We start from the raw sequence: 17,893 nt of genomic DNA, 5'->3' as shown, positions 1-17,893 counted from the left end.
GTTATTGAAACCAAAAGCAGGTGTCGTTATGAATCGTTTTATTATGGCCAACAGCCAGCAATGTATCGGATGTCGCGCGTGTGAAGTCGCCTGTGTCATGGCGCACAATGACGAACAGCATGTCCTGAGCGAGCGCCATTTTCATCCCCGAATTACGGTTATTAAGTCTGGAGCGACGTGCAGCCCGGTGACCTGCCACCATTGTGAAAATGCGCCGTGTGCCCGAAGCTGCCCTAACGGCGCGATCAGCAAGAACAACGACAGCGTACAGGTGAATCAACAAAAATGCATTGGTTGCAAAGCCTGCGTGGTGGCCTGCCCGTTTGGGACCATGGAAATTATCGTCACGCCGCTGGATAACGGCAGCATCAAAGCGGCGGCACATAAATGCGATCTCTGCGCGCAACGGTCACAAGGACCGGCTTGTATTGAAAACTGTCCCGCGGATGTTCTTGCCCTTGCCACACCAGCAGTTTTAGGCAATCTGGCGAAATCGCGTCGTCTGCATACCGCCCAACAGGAGGCGCAGCCGTGGCACGGGGAAGTCGTTCGCCGTGAATTACCGCAAACAAAACGCCAGCAGATGCAGTCGCTGGTGAAGCGCGGTGAACCGGATAAGCTCAGTCCACAAGAAAGAGCCCGTCACTTTAACGAAATCTATCTGCCATTTACTGCAGGCCAGGCTCATCGGGAGGCCTCGCGTTGCCTGAAATGCGGTGAACACAGCATTTGTGAATGGACTTGCCCGCTGCACAACCACATCCCCCAGTGGATTGAACGCATTAAGGAAGGGGATATTGCGGGTGCAGTCGAGCTGTCTCACCAGACGAACTGTTTACCTGAGATCACCGGGCGTGTCTGCCCACAGGATCGCTTATGTGAAGGGGCGTGTACCGTACGGGATGCATCCGGTGCGGTGACTATTGGCAACATTGAGCGCTACATTTCCGATCAGGCGCTGGCCATGGGCTGGCAACCCGATATGAGCGGAGTTTCTCCGGTGGATAAACGCGTTGCCATTATTGGTGCTGGCCCTGCCGGATTAGCCTGTGCCGATGTGCTGGTGCGTCACGGCATCAGCGTGACGGTGTATGACCGACATCCGGAGATCGGCGGGTTACTGACCTTTGGTATCCCGGCCTTCAAGCTGGATAAATCGCTGCTCGCCCGCCGCCGGGAAATTTTTACTGCGATGGGGGTCCACTTTAAGCTGAGCTGCGAAGTTGGCAAAGACGTGCCGATGTCGCAGTTGCTCAGCAATTATGACGCCCTGTTTATTGGCGTAGGGACATATCGCTCCATGAAAGCGGGCATTCCGCATGAAGATGCGCCTGGTGTTTATGATGCGTTACCGTTTTTAGTCGCCAATACGCGTCATGTGATGGGCCTCGAACCGACGACGAAAGAGCCGTTTATCGATACGCAGGGGTTGAACGTGGTGGTGCTGGGGGGCGGTGATACGGCGATGGATTGCGTGCGCACAGCATTACGTCATGGTGCGGCGAAAGTCACCTGCGCCTATCGCCGGGATGAAGCCAACATGCCCGGTTCGAAAAAAGAGGTGAAGAACGCGAAGGACGAAGGGGCCGAATTTGAGTTTAACGTCCAGCCGGTAGAGCTGGTGCTGGCGGCAGATGGGCAGGTAAAAGGTATCCGGATGCTACGCACCATTTTGGGTGAGCCGGATGCGCAAGGACGTCGTCGGCCTGTGCCTGTTGAGGGAAGTGAATTCGTCATGCCAGCTGATGCAGTGATCATGGCGTTTGGTTTTAATCCGCATGCAATGCCCTGGTTACAGGTACAGGGTGTCAACACCGACGACTGGGGACGCATCATCGCCTCCGTTGACAGCCGTTATCGCTACCAAACCAGCAACCCAAAAATTTTCGCGGGTGGCGATGCGGTGCGCGGGGCCGATCTGGTGGTGACTGCAATGGCAGAAGGACGTCATGCCGCGCAGGGAATGATGGACTGGTTGCAGGTTGCATTACCCAAAACACACTAGATCCGACGGGCGACAAAGCGGGTTTCACGGCGTAGTATATGAAAACTCATTGTGTCGTGGAGCCCGTATGACCCTGAAAATAGACGTGATAAAAGATAAAATCCTGTCTGAAAATTACTTTGTCCTGCGTAACATCACTTATGATTTGACGCGTAAAAACGGTGAAGTGATCCGTCACAAACGCGAGGTCTACGACCGCGGTAACGGGGCAACCATCCTGTTGTACAACCGTGAGAAGCAAAGTGTGGTTCTGATTCGCCAGTTCCGGGTCGCGACATGGGTGAATGGCAATCCTGACGGACGCTTGATCGAAACCTGTGCCGGCCTACTGGACGACGATGAACCGGAAGTGTGCATCCGTAAGGAAGCGGTTGAAGAAACCGGCTTTGAAGTGGGCGAGGTGCAAAAAGTTTTCGAACTCTATATGTCGCCGGGTGGGGTGACCGAAATTGTGCACTTCTTTATTGCTGAATACAGCGATGCCCAGCGTACCCACCGTGGCGGTGGCGTGGGCGATGAAGATATTGATGTGCTGGAAATACCCTTTACCCAGGCTCTGGCGATGGTGAAGTCAGGGGAAATAAGGGACGGTAAGGCAGTGATATTGTTGCAGTATTTACAAACAACCGGGCTTATGTATGCCGATTTCGAACGGTAGTCGGCTCTGTTTCGGATAAATCTATCCGATAAATCCGATTGAGCAAGCCCGGTTGGGACACGAAGATACTGCCCAGTTTTTTGCGTTTTCGTTTCCGGGATTGTGCCTTCCATGCGCTACTGCGTTTTTATTATTGTCATATTTTGCGCGTTGCCTGTACCTCTGGTATGGGCCGCACCTGCACAACAGTCTTTCTCTGACTGGCAGGTGACCTGTAACAACCAGAATTTTTGCGTTGCACGTAATACCGGCGAACACCACGGTCTGGTCATGACACTCAGCCGCAGCGCCGGGGCAAAAGCAGATGCCACACTGCGTATCGATTTAGGCGGATTATCGTCCCCGCCTGTCAAAGAGCCTGATATCGCCCCCCGATTGTTGCTTGATAACGTGCCATTAAAACTGAATCCACCGCACTGGCACTTAACACCCTGGCATTTGATCACTAACGATGCGACCACCATTACTGCGTTTTTGAAGACCATTCAGGAAGGGAAAGCGCTCGTCCTGCGTAACGGCCAGCAGGTGATTTCCCTGGATGGTCTGAAAGCCGCTTTACTGTTCATTGATGCCCAACAAAAACGTGTGGGTAGCGAAACAGCATGGATTAAAAAAGGGGATGAACCACCTTTGAGTGTACCGCCCGCACCTGCGTTAAAAGAGGTCACCCAAAAAGATTCCCCTCCAGTGCCGTTGTCGCATGAAGAGCTAAACGATCTGCTGGATTACGGTACGTGGCGAATGAACAGCAGCCAGTGTTCACTTGACCCTAATCGCCGGGAAGTTCGTGTCACCGCATTAACCGATGATAAAGCATTACTGATGATCAGTTGTGAAGCGGGAGCTTACAACACGGTCGACCTGGCGTGGCTGGTGTCGCGCAAAAAGCCGTTTGCGGCCAGAAGCGTGCGGTTACGCTTGCCGTTTACGCCGTCCAGTGACAGCAGCGAAATGGAGCTGATGAATGCCCGTTTTGATGAGAAAACCCGTGAGCTGAGCACACTGGCATTAGGGCGTGGAATTGCTGACTGCGGTATTCAGACACGCTGGCGTTTTGATGGTCAGCGTTTTCGTCTGGTACGTTACGCCGAAGAACCAAGCTGCGATAACTGGCATGGGCCAGATGCCTGGCCCACGCTGTGGATCACGCGCTAAAGCACACTCAGTGCCTTCTCTACGACATTCTCAACGGTAAAGCCGAAATACGGGAACAGCTTGTCGGCAGGGGCAGATTCACCGTAGCCCGTCATGCCGACAATAGCGCCTTTTAGCCCCACGTATTTGTACCAGTAGTCGGCAATCCCGGCTTCCACCGCCACGCGTGCGTTCACGCTGGAAGGCAAGACCGACTCGCGGTACGCCTCGTCCTGGGCATCAAAGATATCGGTCGAGGGCAGAGAGACCACACGCACCGCATGCCCTTCGGCGGTCAGTTTTTCCGCGGCTTTCACTGTGATCTCAATCTCTGACCCTGTCGCAATCAAAATGACATCTGGCTTGCCCCCGCTGTCTTTTAAGATATAGCCTCCACGCGCGATATTTTTGACCTGATCCGGGGTCCGCTCCATTTGCGCAAGGTTCTGACGCGACAGGATCAGTGCCGTCGGGCCGTTGTGGCGTTCAACGGCCAGCTTCCAGCCTACCGCAGCCTCAACCTGATCGCAGGGACGCCAGGTGCTGAAATTTGGTGTCAGACGCAGGCTGGCCAGCTGTTCGACGGCCTGGTGTGTCGGCCCATCTTCGCCAAGCCCGATAGAGTCATGGGTATAGACCATAATCTGCCGGGCTTTCATCAGGGCTGCCATGCGCGCGGCGTTACGCGCGTATTCGACAAACATCAGGAAGGTGGCGGTGTAAGGTACAAAGCCGCCATGATGGGCAATGCCATTGGCGATTGCGGTCATCCCGAATTCACGCACGCCGTAGTGGATGTAGTTTCCGGCGATATCTTCCTTCAGCGATTTGGAGCCAGACCATATAGTGAGGTTGCTGGGAGCCAGATCCGCTGATCCCCCCAGAAGCTCAGGCAGAACAGGGCCGATTGCGTTGAGGGTATTTTGTGATGCCTTACGGGTGGCGATTTTGGCCGGGTTGGATTGCAGATTGTCGATAAGAGCCTGTGTTTTCGCCTCCCACTCTTTTGGCAGCCCGCCACTCATTCGACGGGTAAACTCGTCGGCCAGTTCGGGATAGGCTTTTTTGTACGCAGCAAACTTCTCGTTCCACGCGTGTTGTGCTTTTTCGCCTGATTCCCGGGCATCCCAGGCTTTGTAGATCTCTTTCGGGATCTCAAATGCCGGGTATTTCCAGCCCAGTTTCTGGCGAGTCAGGGCGACCTCTTCTTCACCCAACGCTGCCCCGTGAGCCTCTTCTTTGCCCGCTTTGTTGGGGGAGCCAAAACCGATCACTGTCCGGCAGATAATCAGGGATGGTTTGTCTTTCACGCTCTGGGCTTCCTGAATGGCTTTTTTCACGGCTTGCGGATCGTGACCATCAATGTCATGTACCACGTGCCAGTGGTAGGCCTCGAACCGTTTTGCCGTATCGTCGGTAAACCAGCCTTTCGTTTCACCGTCAATCGAGATGCCGTTGTGATCATAAAAGCCAATTAACTTGCCTAAGCCTAGCGTACCCGCCAGAGAACAGGCTTCGTGAGAGATGCCTTCCATCAGGCAACCATCCCCCATAAAGACATAGGTAAAGTGGTCGACAATCTCATGGTCCGGCTGATTAAACTGCGCCCCCAGCGTGCGTTCGGCTACCGCCATGCCCACGGCATTTGCTAAACCCTGGCCGAGTGGACCGGTGGTGGTTTCAACGCCAGGCGTGTAGCCAATTTCCGGGTGTCCAGGTGTTTTGGAATGGAGCTGGCGGAAGTTTTTAAGCTCCTCCAGCGGCAGGTTGTAGCCGGATAAATGCAGCAGGCTGTAGAGCAGCATAGAAGCGTGGCCGTTGGAGAGAATAAAGCGGTCACGGTCAGACCAGGTCGGATCGTTCGGATTGTGTTTCAGGAAATCATTCCACAACACTTCGGCAATATCAGCCATGCCCATTGGTGCGCCAGGATGGCCGGAGTTGGCTTTTTGTACGGCATCCATGCTGAGGGCGCGAATGGCATTGGCGAGCTCTTTACGGGACATAATTCACTCCATGGCAAGGTTAACGTTTGGCGGCGAGAAGATCTTCGAGTTTGCGCTGGTCAATGGCGAACAGCCGGATGCCTTCTGCCAGCTTATCGACAGCCATGGCATCCTGATTGTGCTCCCAGCGGAGTTCGGCTTCCGTCATGGGTTTTGGTGCAGGTAGCACAGTGGATGAAGGGATCAGTTTGCGAATGACGGGTTCTTCTTTTTCCTGAAGCGCTTTCAGTAGATTGGGGGAAATGGTGAGTCGATCGCAGCCCGCCAGGGCGAGGATCTGTTCTGTTCGGCGAAAACTGGCTCCCATGACAATGGTTTCGTAGCGGTGCTGTTTGAAATAGTCGTAGATATTGCGAACGGACTTCACGCCGGGGTCTTCATCCACCACGTACGGGTCCATTGGCTGTTTAGCCTGATACCAGTCGTAGATACGTCCTACAAAGGGCGACACCAAAAAGACGCCTGCTTCGGCGCAGGCGCGCGCCTGTGCAAACGAAAACAGCAATGTCAGGTTACAGTTGATTCCCTCTTTTTCCAGCACCTCGGCGGCGCGAATGCCTTCCCAGGTTGACGCGAGTTTAATCAGAATGCGTGACGTATCAATGCCTTGCTCCTGGTAGAGCTCAACCAGTTTACGGGCTTTGGCGATACTCTTTTCTTTGTCAAAAGAGAGTCGCGCATCGACTTCGGTTGAAACACGGCCCGGAATGCTTTTCAGAATTTCCACCCCAAAGTTAACCGCCAGCTTGTCGCAGGCTTCGACAACCTGCTGCTCCTGGTTTTTCCCCCGTTGTTTACCGTAGGCGATGGCGTCGTCAATCAAGTGCGCGTAGTGCTCAAGCTCTGCCGCTTTTAGCAGCAGTGAGGGGTTGGTGGTTGCATCTTCAGGCTGATAGTGGCGGATGGATTCGATATCACCACTGTCGGCAACCACGGTGGTGAATTGTTTGATGCCGTCTAATTGGTTCATTAACGATTACTCCTTTGGAATAAAAGAGTTAGGTGAGTGCGTTGGTTCACACTTCTGCGAAATACATGACGTACTTAACAAAAAAGCATAGCAGACGGGGGAGGCATTGCTTTCTGCGGCAGGTAACATGGCTGTTATAAATTGATAACAATTTTTGCGTTGTGATAGTGAGAGTTTGGCAGCCTTCAAAGTTTGTACTGTGGGCTGGGGCGATACTATCCGGCATTCCTGGGTGAGCATCAGGAGAGTGAGTACGCCACCCTTTTTGAACGATACGTGAAAGGAACGATAAGATGGATGATCAGTTGAAGCAGAGTGCCCTCGATTTTCATGAATTTCCTGTTCCGGGCAAAATCCAGGTTTCCCCGACTAAACCGTTGGCCACACAACGCGATCTCGCCCTGGCCTACTCGCCAGGTGTAGCCGCACCTTGCCTTGAGATCGAGAAAGATCCGCTGGCGGCGTACAAATATACTGCGCGTGGCAACCTTGTAGCCGTTATCTCTAACGGTACAGCCGTACTGGGCTTAGGCAATATCGGTGCGCTGGCAGGTAAACCGGTAATGGAAGGGAAGGGCGTACTGTTCAAGAAATTTGCCGGGATTGACGTATTTGATATCGAAGTCGATGAGCTTGATCCCGATAAATTCATCAACGTAGTGGCCGCGCTGGAACCGACATTTGGCGGCATTAACCTTGAAGATATCAAAGCGCCGGAATGTTTCTACATCGAGCAGAAATTGCGTGAGCGTATGAACATTCCCGTGTTTCATGATGACCAGCACGGCACAGCAATTATCAGTACTGCGGCGATCCTGAACGGTTTACGCGTAGTGGAGAAAAATCTTTCTGACGTGCGCATGGTGGTGTCCGGTGCGGGTGCAGCGGCCATCGCCTGTATGAACCTGCTGGTGGCGCTGGGAATGCAGAAGCGCAATATTGTGGTTTGCGACTCCAAAGGCGTGATCTACAAAGATCGTGAGCCAAACATGGCTGCAACCAAAGCGGCTTATGCGGTGGAAGACGACGGCAAGCGTACGCTGGACGATGTGATCGACGGGGCTGATATTTTCCTCGGGTGCTCGGGGCCGAAAGTGCTGACTCCGGAAATGGTGCAGAAAATGGCGCGTGCACCGATGATTCTGGCGCTGGCAAACCCTGAGCCGGAAATCCTGCCGCCGCTGGCAAAAGCGGTGCGTGAAGACGCAATTATTTGTACAGGCCGTTCAGACTATCCAAACCAGGTGAACAACGTGCTGTGTTTCCCGTTCATCTTCCGTGGTGCGCTGGACGTTGGCGCAACGGCCATCAATGAAGAGATGAAACTGGCCGCGGTTCATGCCATTGCCGAACTGGCGCATGCTGAACAAAGCGAAGTAGTGGCTTCTGCCTATGGCGATCAGGATCTGAGTTTTGGCCCGGATTACATTATTCCTAAGCCGTTCGATCCGCGCTTGATTGTCAAAATTGCCCCGGCGGTCGCGAAAGCGGCGATGGATTCCGGTGTGGCGACGCGTCCGATTAATGATTTTGATGCTTATGTGGATAAACTCACCGAGTTTGTCTACAAAACCAATTTGTTCATGAAGCCTATTTTCTCTCAGGCTCGCGCAGACGCAAAACGCGTGGTGCTGGCGGAGGGGGAAGAGGCCCGTGTGCTGCATGCAACACAGGAGCTGATCACGTTAGGGCTGGCGAAACCGATCCTGATCGGGCGTCCGAGCGTGATTGAGATGCGCATTCAGAAGCTGGGCCTGCAAATCAAACCGGGTGTCGATTTCGAGATTGTGAACAACGAATCCGATCCGCGTTTTAAGGAGTACTGGAACGAATACTACGCGATCATGAAACGCCGTGGGATCACCCAGGAGCAGGCTCAGAGAGCGGTGATCAGCAATACCACAGTGATTGGGGCAATCATGGTGCATCGCGGTGAAGCCGATGCGTTGATCTGCGGAACCATTGGTGATTATCACGAGCATTTCAGCGTGGTGCAGGAGATCTTTGGCTACCGTGAGGGTGTCCATACTGCCGGGGCGATGAATGCGTTGCTGTTACCAAGCGGGAACACCTTTATTGCTGATACTTACGTCAATGACGATCCAACTCCTGAGCAACTCGCAGAGATTACCGTCATGGCGGCGGAAACGGTGCGCCGCTTTGGTATTGAGCCAAAAGTGGCCCTGTTGTCGCATTCCAACTTTGGTTCGTCTAAATCACCTGCGGCCTGCAAGATGCGTCAGACCCTGGAGCTGGTGCGCGAGCGTGCCCCGGAGTTGATGATTGACGGTGAGATGCACGGAGATGCCGCCCTGGTAGAAAGCATTCGTAATGAACGTATGCCGGACAGCCCGCTGAAAGGGTCTGCGAATGTGCTGATTATGCCAAATGTAGAAGCGGCACGTATCAGCTACAACCTGTTGCGCGTTTCCAGCTCTGAAGGGGTAACCGTGGGGCCGGTTCTGATGGGCGTGGCGAAGCCGGTACATGTATTAACGCCGATTGCATCCGTACGCCGTATTGTGAACATGGTGGCACTGGCGGTAGTTGAAGCACAGACACAGCCGCTATAAGCGAATTCCCCTCACCTTGGCCTCACGCCAAAAGGGAGAGCGTTAGGGGGAGGGGAAAACAGTTTGCTTAAACCCAGTTCCGGACCTTAATAAACTCACTCAAGGCAGCCTCCGGGCTGCCTTCTTTTGGATCGTAGCCGTACTCCCAGCGCACCAGTGGCGGCATCGACATCAGAATAGATTCTGTTCGTCCACCCGTCTGTAGACCGAACAGCGTGCCGCGATCCCACACCAGATTGAACTCTACATAACGCCCGCGACGGTAGAGCTGGAACTCACGCTCACGAACGCCGTAATCGGTGTGTTTACGCCGTTCGATTATTGGCAGATAAGCGTCGGTATAACCGTTACCCACCGCCTGCATAAAGCTGAAGGCGGTATCAAAATCAGGCGTGTTCAAATCATCGAAGAACAGGCCGCCAATACCGCGCTGTTCGTCACGGTGCTTGAGGTAAAAGTAATCGTCACACCATTTCTTGTATTTCGGGTACACCTCTTCGCCAAAGGGCAAACAGAGGTCACGCGCGGTGGTGTGCCAGTGTACGGCGTCCTCTTCAAACCCGTAGTAGGGGGTTAAATCGAAACCGCCGCCAAACCACCATACCGGTTCAGCACCCGGTTTTTCAGCAATAAAAAAGCGCACATTGGCATGGCTGGTAGGGACAAAGGGGTTATGCGGATGCACGACCAGAGAGACCCCCATGGCCTCAAAACTCCGTCCTGCCAGTTCCGGGCGGTGCGCTGTGGCTGAGGCGGGCATTGCATCACCATGAACATGGGAGAAGTTAACCCCGGCCTGCTCAAAGATACCGCCGTTACGTAACACACGGCTGCGACCGCCGCCGCCGGCTTCGCGCTGCCAGTTATCTTCCTGGAATTCGCCGCCATCGGCCGCGGCCAGTTTCTGGCAAATCTCATCCTGTAACTGCAGCAGGAATGTTTTTACCAGTTGTGCATTGGGTTTCATCTAGCGTTTCCTGGAGTGCGCTTTCTGGTTATCAAACCAGTTAAAGTAACTGATTATCCCGGAGGCGATGGCATTTGCAATTTTTTGGCGGAACGCGGTTGTGCCAAGCAGACGCTCTTCTTCCGGGTTAGTAATAAATGAGGTTTCAACCAGCACGGAGGGGATCGACGGTGATTTCAGCACCACGAACGCCGCCTGTTCTGTGCCTCTGCTGTGCAGTCGATGTACGGGCTTAATCTTCTTCAGAATATGTGAGCCAAGCGTCAGGCTGTTTTTGATGGTGTCCGTCTGGACAAGATCAAACAGAACCTGCTGCAGCAAGTGGTCTTTGTCCGTCGCTTTTTTACCTGCAACTTCATCCGCTCGGTTTTCGCGATCGGAGAGGTACTTCGCCATGGCGCTACTTGCCCCACGGTTAGAGAGCGCAAAAACGGATGCGCCCGCCGCACTGGGGTTAGTGAAACCGTCAGCGTGAATCGACATAAACAGATCAGCGCCGTGCTGATGGGCAATTTCCACGCGGTCGTAGAGCGGAATAAACGTGTCACCGCTGCGTGTCAGGCGGGCGTCAATCCCGTTGCTGCGTAAAATCGACCGGACATTTTTTGCAATCGCCAGCACGACATGTTTTTCTTTCGAACCGTTTTTACCAATAGCGCCGGTGTCGATGCCACCGTGACCGGGGTCGAGCATCACCACGCGTTTCGCCCCTGGTTTTTTGGCTTTCGGTTTGCTGTGTCCGTTACTGGTTTTGAGCGTGCTCTCTTCTTTTGCCTGAGCCTGCTTTGCGATGCCTGTTAACGTTAAGGCCGCCAGCCCCGCTTTAAGAACCTGACGACGCGATGTGAGTGCTTTTAATGGTTTGAATGTGCTCATGCGGCCTGAATTGTAAAAAATTGGAGTCCTGGTGTTATATCGTATCGTGATTAGCGTTACGACAGTCCTTATTGGGAATTGTTTTACTTTTCATTTCAATACGTGACAAAGTGACATTATGCCAAATTTTGGCGAGATTTTCCCCGGTTATTGGCTTAACACTGCGTTAAGGCCATAATCACTGTTTTTAAACCCGAAAAGGCGGTAATACCATGGAGATACGCGTTTTTCGCCAGGCAGATTTCGAAGAGGTGATCACCCTTTGGGAGCGCTGCGATTTACTTCGCCCGTGGAACGATCCGGAAATGGATATTGAGCGTAAAGTGCATCACGACGTCAGTCTGTTTCTGGTTGCCGAAGTTAACGGTGAAGTTGTGGGGACGGTGATGGGCGGTTATGACGGTCATCGTGGCTCTGCTTACTATCTGGGCGTACACCCCGAATACCGTGGTCGGGGCATTGCCAATGCACTGCTTAATCGTCTGGAAAAGAAACTGATCGCCCGTGGCTGCCCCAAAATTCAGATCATGGTTCGGGAAGATAACGACGTGGTGCTGGGAATGTATGAACGTCTGGGTTATGAGCACTCTGACGTGCTGAGTCTGGGTAAGCGTCTGATAGAAGATGAAGAGTACTGAATTTCACCCAGGCGATTACGATAGTCATGGTCGCCTGCGCTTACCCTTTTTATTCTGGTGTGTGTTGTTGCTCCAGGCGAGAACCTGGGTGTTGTTTGTGATGGCGGGTGCGTCTCGCGGTCAGGGAGATACACTGCTCACGCTCTTTTATCCTGACCACGATGCTTTTTGGCTGGGATTACTGCCGGGTGTTCCTGCGGTAATGGCGTTTTTGTGCAGCGGACGACGACATTTTATTCCGCGCCTGTGGTCGGCAATACGCTGGCTGCTTATTGCCGCGCAGATGGTACTGCTGTGCTGGCAACCGCTGTTATGGCTGTTCGGTGAGCCGCTTACAGGCGTGGGGATTGGGCTGGTTGTCGCCGATATCGTGGCATTAATATGGCTGTTCACCAATCCCCGTTTACGTGTCTGTTTTACACCTGAGAAAGATTAATCGGCACTTTTTGCCGATGTCGCACTCCAACATGCGTTGATTTAATACGTAAGGACGTTTCAATGAAATCGCTGCGTTTACTTTTATGCGCTCTCCCGCTGGCGTTAACAGGCTGTTCAACGCTCTCCTCAATAAACTGGTCAGCCGCCTATCCGTGGAACTGGTTTGGATCTTCAACGGAGGTCACCGAGCAGGGGGTTGGTAACATTACCGCCGCGACGGCGCTGAATCAGGACGCCATTCAGTCGGCATTGAGCAGTGATTATCGCCTGCGTAGCGGTATGAAAACGGAAAATGGCACTATCGTGCATTATTTCGAAGCGCTGAAAGGCGAAACCCTGGCGCTGGTGATTAACGGAGATAAAGGGACCGTCAATCGTGTTGAGGTGCTGGACAGTGAGATCCCGACGGCGAGCGGCGTAAAGGTGGGAACGCCATTTAGCGATCTCTACAAACAGGCGTTTGGTCACTGCACCAGCGCGACGGCTGATGAGCATGTCGCGGTGGAATGTAAAGCCGAGGGAAGCCAGCATATTAGCTATCTTTTTACCGGAACCTGGAGTGGTCCGGAAGGGTTAATGCCTTCAGACGATACGCTGAAAAACTGGAAAATCAGTCAAATTATCTGGAAGCAGTAAATTGCGTCCGGACAATCTGTCTTCCTGAAAAACGGGTATAATGCTCGCCAACAATGCCACGGTGTCGTGGCGTTTTTTTTCAGGAGGAGCGATGTCTCAGGTTCAGAGTGGCATTTTGCCAGAACATTGCCGCGCGGCGATTTGGATTGAAGCCAATGTTAAAGGGGATGTGGATGCCCTGCGTGCGGCCAGCAAGGTTTTCGTCGATAAACTGGCCTCCTTCCAGGCCAAATTCCCTGACGCCCATCTTGGTGCAGTTGTCGCTTTTGGCAACAACGTCTGGCGTCAACTCAGTGGTGGTATGGGAGCCGAAGAGCTGAAAGACTTTATCCCTTACGGTAAAGGTCTGGCCCCTGCGACCCAGTACGATGTGCTGATTCATATTCTCTCTCTGCGTCACGATGTGAACTTCTCTGTCGCGCAGGCGGCGATGGAAGCCTTTGGTGACAACATCGACGTGCAGGAAGAGGTCCACGGTTTCCGTTGGGTAGAAGAGCGCGATCTGAGCGGGTTTGTGGATGGCACTGAAAACCCGGCCGGGGAAGAGACTCGTCGCGACGTTGCCGTGATTAAAGACGGTGTGGATGCGGGGGGGAGCTATGTCTTCGTTCAGCGCTGGGAGCACAACCTTAAGCAACTAAACCGCATGAGCGTGCATGACCAGGAGATGATGATTGGCCGTACCAAAGACGCCAACGAAGAGATCGACGGTGATGATCGCCCGGTGACGTCTCACCTGACCCGCGTCGACCTCAAGGAAGAGGGCAAAGGCCTGAAGATTGTTCGCCAAAGCCTGCCGTATGGCACAGCAAGCGGTACGCATGGTCTTTACTTCTGTGCCTACTGCGCGCGCCTGTACAACATCGAACAACAGTTACTGAGTATGTTTGGTGATACCGACGGTAAACGTGATGCTATGTTACGCTTCACCAAACCGGTGACGGGTGGCTACTACTTCGCGCCGTCTGTTGAGCGTCTGCTGGCGCTGTAATGGTTTTTCGCCCTCTCCCTGCGGGGGAGGGTTGGGGTGAGGGCATCAGTCCGCACCCTTATTCTCTTTTCTGCTTCCAAATCACTAAACGGTATATAAAACCGTTACTCCTTTCGTACTCGTTATAAATATTATGACCATAAGATAGTCATCACATTTATAAGGGTGCGCAATGACCGTAACTGTACTGAAAAAAGGATATCTGGCGCTGGCTGCGTCGATGCTGTTGGTCGCGCAGGCGCAGGCAACAGAGCTGCTTAACAGCTCCTATGATGTCTCCCGCGAGTTATTCGCCGCCCTGAACCCGCCTTTTGAACAGCAGTGGGCGCAAGAAAATGGTGGCGACAAGCTGACCATCAAGCAATCTCACGCAGGTTCTTCCAAGCAGGCGTTAGCGATTCTGCAAGGATTGAAAGCGGATGTGGTGACGTACAACCAGGTCACGGATGTGCAGATCCTGCATGACAAAGGCAAGCTGCTCCCGGCTGACTGGCAGAGCCGATTGCCAAATAACAGTTCACCCTTTTACTCCACGATGGCCTTCCTGGTGCGCAAAGGGAATCCGAAAAACATCCACGACTGGAACGATCTGGTTCGTAGCGATGTGAAGCTGATTTTCCCGAACCCGAAAACCTCCGGTAACGCGCGTTATACCTATCTGGCGGCGTGGGGAGCGGCGGACAAAGCTGACGGTAACGATAAAGCGAAAACTGAGCAGTTCATGACTCAGTTCCTGAAAAATGTCGAAGTGTTCGATACCGGTGGTCGCGGAGCAACCACGACCTTTGCGGAGCGTGGTCTGGGTGATGTGCTGATCAGCTTCGAATCGGAAGTGAATAACATCCGTAAGCAGTATGAAGCGCAGGGCTTTGAAGTCGTCATCCCGAAAACCAATATTCTGGCGGAATTCCCGGTGGCGTGGGTCGATAAAAACGTCCAGGCAAACGGGACAGAGAAAGCGGCGAAGGCTTATCTCAACTACCTGTACAGCCCGCAGGCGCAAACCATCATCACCGATTATTACTACCGCGTGAATAACCCAGACGTGATGAACAAACTGAAAGACAAATTCCCGCAGACAGACCTGTTCCGTGTGGAAGACCATTTCGGCTCCTGGCCTGATGTGATGAAAGCGCATTTTGTCAGCGGCGGTGAGTTAGACAAATTGCTGGCGGCGGGGCGTAAGTAATGTTTGCTGTTTCCTCCAGACGTGTGCTGCCGGGCTTCACCTTAAGCCTCGGGACCAGCCTGTTGTTCGTCTGTCTGATTTTGCTGTTACCTCTGAGCGCGCTGGTAATGCAGCTCGCTCAGATGAGCTGGTCGCAGTACTGGGACGTTGTTACCAACCCTCAGGTTGTCGCCGCGTATAAAGTTACATTGCTGTCGGCGTTTGTGGCCTCGATTTTCAACGGTGTGTTCGGCCTGCTGATGGCCTGGATCTTAACCCGTTACCGTTTCCCGGGACGCACGCTGCTGGATGCGTTGATGGACTTGCCATTTGCGTTGCCAACGGCGGTTGCTGGCCTGACGCTGGCCTCGCTGTTTTCCGTGAACGGTTTTTACGGTGAGTGGCTGGCGAAGTTTGATATCAAAGTAACCTATACCTGGCTGGGTATTGCGGTGGCGATGGCCTTTACCAGCATCCCGTTTGTGGTGCGTACGGTGCAGCCGGTACTGGAAGAATTAGGCCCGGAATACGAAGAAGCGGCGGAAACGCTGGGGGCGACGCGCTGGCAGAGTTTTCGCAAAGTGGTGCTGCCTGAGCTTTCTCCGGCCTTGCTGGCAGGGGTTGCGCTGTCGTTCACCCGTAGCCTCGGTGAGTTTGGCGCGGTGATTTTTATCGCGGGGAATATCGCGTGGAAGACGGAAGTGACCTCGCTGATGATTTTTGTTCGCTTGCAGGAGTTTGATTATCCGGCAGCCAGTGCAATTGCTTCGGTGATTCTGGCCGCATCGCTGCTGCTGTTGTTCTCCATCAATACGCTGCAAAGTCGCTTTGGTCGACGAGTGGTAGGTCACTAATGGCGGAAGTTACTCAATTGAAGCGTTACGACGCGCCCCGCATTAACTGGGGAAAATGGTTTCTGATTGGCACAGGCGTACTGGTTTCAGCCTTTATTCTCGTTGTACCGATGGTCTACATCTTTGTTCAGGCCTTCAGTAAGGGGCTAATGCCGGCCCTGGAAAACCTGGCGAACCCGGATATGTTGCACGCTATCTGGCTGACCGTGCTGATTGCGTTGATCACCGTACCGGTGAACCTGGTGTTTGGGACGTTGCTGGCCTGGCTGGTGACGCGTTTTAACTTCCCGGGTCGCCAGTTATTGCTGACGCTGCTGGATATTCCGTTTGCGGTTTCCCCGGTTGTGGCAGGTCTGGTTTATCTGTTGTTTTACGGTTCGAATGGTCCATTGGGCGGTTGGCTGGATGAACACAACCTGCAAATCATGTTCGCATGGCCGGGCATGGTGCTGGTGACGATTTTCGTGACGTGTCCGTTTGTTGTGCGTGAACTGGTTCCGGTGATGTTGAGCCAGGGGAGTCATGAAGATGAAGCGGCTGTTTTGCTGGGGGCTTCCGGCTGGCAGATGTTCAGACGCGTGACGCTGCCGAACATTCGTTGGGCGTTGCTCTACGGCGTGGTGCTGACCAATGCCCGTGCGATTGGCGAATTTGGCGCTGTGTCAGTGGTATCCGGCTCCATTCGCGGCGAAACCTTATCGCTGCCGTTACAGATTGAATTACTGGAACAGGACTACAACACCGTCGGTTCCTTTACCGCCGCTGCGTTACTGACGCTGATGGCTATTTTGACCCTGTTTTTGAAGAGTGTGGTGCAATGGCGTTTAGAGAATCAGGAAAAACGTCTGCACCAGGAGGGAAATCATGAGCATTGAGATTGCCAATATTAAGAAGTCTTTTGGTCGCACCCAGGTGCTGAATGATATCTCGCTGGATATCCCTTCCGGACAAATGGTGGCGTTGCTGGGCCCTTCGGGTTCAGGCAAGACTACGTTGCTGCGTATTATCGCGGGGCTTGAACACCAGACCAGCGGGCATATTCGCTTTCACGGGACGGACGTGAGCCGTCTGCACGCTCGCGATCGTAAGGTTGGTTTTGTATTCCAGCATTATGCGTTGTTCCGCCATATGACGGTGTTCGATAACATCGCCTTTGGCCTGACCGTATTGCCACGTCGCGAGCGCCCTGATGCTGCGACAATCAAAGCGAAAGTGACCAAATTGCTGGAAATGGTGCAGTTGTCCCATCTGGCCGAACGCTTCCCTGCTCAGCTTTCTGGTGGGCAAAAGCAACGTGTGGCCCTGGCCCGCGCGCTGGCAGTTGAACCGCAGATTTTGTTGCTCGATGAGCCGTTCGGTGCGCTGGATGCGCAGGTGCGTAAAGAGCTGCGCCGTTGGCTGCGTCAGCTCCATGAAGAGCTTAAATTCACCAGCGTCTTTGTGACCCACGATCAGGAAGAGGCGATGGAAGTGGCCGATCGCGTGGTGGTCATGAGCCAGGGGAACATTGAACAGGTTGACGAGCCGGAGCAATTGTGGCGCGAGCCTGCAACCCGCTTCGTGCTGGAGTTTATGGGCGAAGTTAACCGTTTGCAGGGGACCATTCGCGGTGGACAGTTCCACGTTGGTGCGCACCGCTGGCCACTTGGGTATACGTCTGCACATCAGGGGCCTGTGGATCTGTTCTTGCGTCCATGGGAAGTGGATGTGAGCCGTCGCACCAGCCTTGATTCACCGCTTCCGGTTCAGGTTCTGGAGGCTAGCCCTAAAGGTCACTACACCCAATTAGTGGTACAGCCATTGGGCTGGTATACCGATCCTCTCACCGTCGTCATGCGTGATGAAGAGCCGCCGTATCGCGGTGAACGCCTGTTTGTGGGCTTACAGCATGCTCGTATTTATCACGGTAATGAGCGCATTGAGACACGCGAGGATATTGCTCTGGCGGAGTCAGCCTGATAGGTTAAGGTTACGTAGTT

General features: G+C 53.6%; 16 protein-coding genes. 12 read left to right on the top strand and 4 right to left on the bottom strand.

All coding sequences use genetic code 11. The features are described from left to right. Window positions 1–28: 28 nt before the first annotated feature. The 3 genes from aegA (at window position 29) to HV346_RS16410 (ending at window position 3,818) form a co-directional block, all read left to right on the top strand. Window positions 29–2,005 carry a formate-dependent uric acid utilization protein AegA gene (gene aegA, locus HV346_RS16420; protein ID WP_181620335.1) on the top strand — a complete coding sequence of 659 codons (1,977 nt, stop codon included), beginning with the start codon at window positions 29–31 and terminating at the stop codon, window positions 2,003–2,005. Between the two features lie 67 nt (window positions 2,006–2,072). Continuing rightward, the gene (gene nudK, locus HV346_RS16415; RefSeq protein ID WP_181620334.1) at window positions 2,073–2,663 is read left to right on the top strand and encodes a GDP-mannose pyrophosphatase NudK; all 591 of its coding nucleotides are present in this window, start codon (window positions 2,073–2,075) and stop codon (window positions 2,661–2,663) included. A 111-nt stretch (window positions 2,664–2,774) separates the two neighbouring features. Beyond that, window positions 2,775–3,818 carry a DUF1176 domain-containing protein gene (locus tag HV346_RS16410; RefSeq protein ID WP_181620333.1) on the top strand — a complete coding sequence of 348 codons (1,044 nt, stop codon included), beginning with the start codon at window positions 2,775–2,777 and terminating at the stop codon, window positions 3,816–3,818. Here the strand turns inward: HV346_RS16410 and tkt are convergent. Together tkt and tal are read right to left on the bottom strand one after the other, a co-directional pair. After that, window positions 3,815–5,803: a transketolase gene (tkt, locus tag HV346_RS16405; protein ID WP_181620332.1), complete on the bottom strand. Its 1,989-nt coding sequence runs from the start codon at window positions 5,801–5,803 to the stop codon at window positions 3,815–3,817. The two genes, HV346_RS16410 and tkt, sit on opposite strands and share 4 nt — an antisense overlap. A 19-nt stretch (window positions 5,804–5,822) precedes the next feature. Further along, complete coding sequence (gene tal, locus HV346_RS16400) at window positions 5,823–6,773, bottom strand: transaldolase (RefSeq protein ID WP_181620331.1); 951 nt, start codon at window positions 6,771–6,773, stop codon at window positions 5,823–5,825. Between the two features lie 293 nt (window positions 6,774–7,066). On the opposite strand from tal, the gene maeB reads away from it, so the two are divergent. Then, the gene (maeB, locus tag HV346_RS16395) at window positions 7,067–9,346 is read left to right on the top strand and encodes an NADP-dependent oxaloacetate-decarboxylating malate dehydrogenase (RefSeq protein ID WP_181620330.1); all 2,280 of its coding nucleotides are present in this window, start codon (window positions 7,067–7,069) and stop codon (window positions 9,344–9,346) included. A gap of 67 nt (window positions 9,347–9,413) precedes the next feature. Here the strand turns inward: maeB and hemF are convergent, their stop codons facing one another. After that, the gene (gene hemF, locus HV346_RS16390) at window positions 9,414–10,313 is read right to left on the bottom strand and encodes an oxygen-dependent coproporphyrinogen oxidase (RefSeq protein WP_181620329.1); all 900 of its coding nucleotides are present in this window, start codon (window positions 10,311–10,313) and stop codon (window positions 9,414–9,416) included. Next, window positions 10,314–11,189 carry an N-acetylmuramoyl-L-alanine amidase AmiA gene (amiA, locus tag HV346_RS16385; protein WP_181620328.1) on the bottom strand — a complete coding sequence of 292 codons (876 nt, stop codon included), beginning with the start codon at window positions 11,187–11,189 and terminating at the stop codon, window positions 10,314–10,316. It lies immediately after the preceding gene. A gap of 212 nt (window positions 11,190–11,401) precedes the next feature. Here amiA and HV346_RS16380 point away from each other — a divergent pair, with 212 nt between their 5' ends. From HV346_RS16380 to cysA, 8 genes are all read left to right on the top strand, one after another. Continuing rightward, window positions 11,402–11,827, top strand: coding sequence for a GNAT family acetyltransferase (locus HV346_RS16380; RefSeq protein ID WP_181620327.1), 426 nt, complete (start codon window positions 11,402–11,404; stop codon window positions 11,825–11,827). Continuing rightward, window positions 11,814–12,263, top strand: a complete 450-nt coding sequence (locus HV346_RS16375; RefSeq protein ID WP_181620326.1) for a DUF2919 domain-containing protein — start codon at window positions 11,814–11,816, stop codon at window positions 12,261–12,263. The genes HV346_RS16380 and HV346_RS16375 overlap by 14 nt, the downstream gene beginning before the upstream one ends. A gap of 62 nt (window positions 12,264–12,325) precedes the next feature. Then, window positions 12,326–12,901, top strand: a complete 576-nt coding sequence (locus tag HV346_RS16370; protein WP_181620325.1) for an RpoE-regulated lipoprotein — start codon at window positions 12,326–12,328, stop codon at window positions 12,899–12,901. Window positions 12,902–12,992: 91 nt separating this feature from the next. Further along, entirely contained in the window at window positions 12,993–13,892 is a 900-nt protein-coding gene (locus HV346_RS16365; protein WP_181620324.1) for a Dyp-type peroxidase, read from the top strand. Window positions 13,893–14,064: 172 nt separating this feature from the next. Next, the gene (locus tag HV346_RS16360; protein ID WP_181620323.1) at window positions 14,065–15,081 is read left to right on the top strand and encodes a sulfate ABC transporter substrate-binding protein; all 1,017 of its coding nucleotides are present in this window, start codon (window positions 14,065–14,067) and stop codon (window positions 15,079–15,081) included. Further along, window positions 15,081–15,914, top strand: a complete 834-nt coding sequence (cysT, locus tag HV346_RS16355) for a sulfate/thiosulfate ABC transporter permease CysT (protein WP_181620322.1) — start codon at window positions 15,081–15,083, stop codon at window positions 15,912–15,914. Before HV346_RS16360 ends, cysT begins: the two co-directional genes overlap by 1 nt. Next, window positions 15,914–16,789: a sulfate/thiosulfate ABC transporter permease CysW gene (cysW, locus tag HV346_RS16350; RefSeq protein ID WP_181620321.1), complete on the top strand. Its 876-nt coding sequence runs from the start codon at window positions 15,914–15,916 to the stop codon at window positions 16,787–16,789. Before cysT ends, cysW begins: the two co-directional genes overlap by 1 nt. Then, window positions 16,779–17,873 carry a sulfate/thiosulfate ABC transporter ATP-binding protein CysA gene (gene cysA, locus HV346_RS16345; protein ID WP_181620320.1) on the top strand — a complete coding sequence of 365 codons (1,095 nt, stop codon included), beginning with the start codon at window positions 16,779–16,781 and terminating at the stop codon, window positions 17,871–17,873. Before cysW ends, cysA begins: the two co-directional genes overlap by 11 nt. Window positions 17,874–17,893 lie beyond the last annotated feature (20 nt).

This window comes from Enterobacter sp. RHBSTW-00994, from assembly GCF_013782625.1.
Classification (GTDB): Bacteria; Pseudomonadota; Gammaproteobacteria; order Enterobacterales; family Enterobacteriaceae; genus Enterobacter.
Note: the sequence above shows the minus strand (reverse complement) of the source record. Positions and strands in the feature narration are given on the sequence as shown.

Bases quoted from the DNA above. Each gene is read 5' to 3' on its own strand.
- hemF (WP_181620329.1), bottom strand. From the start codon at position 10,313: ATGAAACCCAATGCACAACTGGTAAAAACATTCCTGCTGCAGTTACAG.
- HV346_RS16380 (WP_181620327.1), top strand. From the start codon at position 11,402: ATGGAGATACGCGTTTTTCGCCAGGCAGATTTCGAAGAGGTGATCACC.
- HV346_RS16370 (WP_181620325.1), top strand. From the start codon at position 12,326: ATGAAATCGCTGCGTTTACTTTTATGCGCTCTCCCGCTGGCGTTAACA.
- nudK (WP_181620334.1), top strand. From the start codon at position 2,073: ATGACCCTGAAAATAGACGTGATAAAAGATAAAATCCTGTCTGAAAAT.
- aegA (WP_181620335.1), top strand. From the start codon at position 29: ATGAATCGTTTTATTATGGCCAACAGCCAGCAATGTATCGGATGTCGC.
- cysT (WP_181620322.1), top strand. From the start codon at position 15,081: ATGTTTGCTGTTTCCTCCAGACGTGTGCTGCCGGGCTTCACCTTAAGC.
- HV346_RS16375 (WP_181620326.1), top strand. From the start codon at position 11,814: ATGAAGAGTACTGAATTTCACCCAGGCGATTACGATAGTCATGGTCGC.
- HV346_RS16365 (WP_181620324.1), top strand. From the start codon at position 12,993: ATGTCTCAGGTTCAGAGTGGCATTTTGCCAGAACATTGCCGCGCGGCG.
- HV346_RS16410 (WP_181620333.1), top strand. From the start codon at position 2,775: ATGCGCTACTGCGTTTTTATTATTGTCATATTTTGCGCGTTGCCTGTA.
- amiA (WP_181620328.1), bottom strand. From the start codon at position 11,189: ATGAGCACATTCAAACCATTAAAAGCACTCACATCGCGTCGTCAGGTT.
- cysW (WP_181620321.1), top strand. From the start codon at position 15,914: ATGGCGGAAGTTACTCAATTGAAGCGTTACGACGCGCCCCGCATTAAC.
- tkt (WP_181620332.1), bottom strand. From the start codon at position 5,803: ATGTCCCGTAAAGAGCTCGCCAATGCCATTCGCGCCCTCAGCATGGAT.
- cysA (WP_181620320.1), top strand. From the start codon at position 16,779: ATGAGCATTGAGATTGCCAATATTAAGAAGTCTTTTGGTCGCACCCAG.
- HV346_RS16360 (WP_181620323.1), top strand. From the start codon at position 14,065: ATGACCGTAACTGTACTGAAAAAAGGATATCTGGCGCTGGCTGCGTCG.
- maeB (WP_181620330.1), top strand. From the start codon at position 7,067: ATGGATGATCAGTTGAAGCAGAGTGCCCTCGATTTTCATGAATTTCCT.
- tal (WP_181620331.1), bottom strand. From the start codon at position 6,773: ATGAACCAATTAGACGGCATCAAACAATTCACCACCGTGGTTGCCGAC.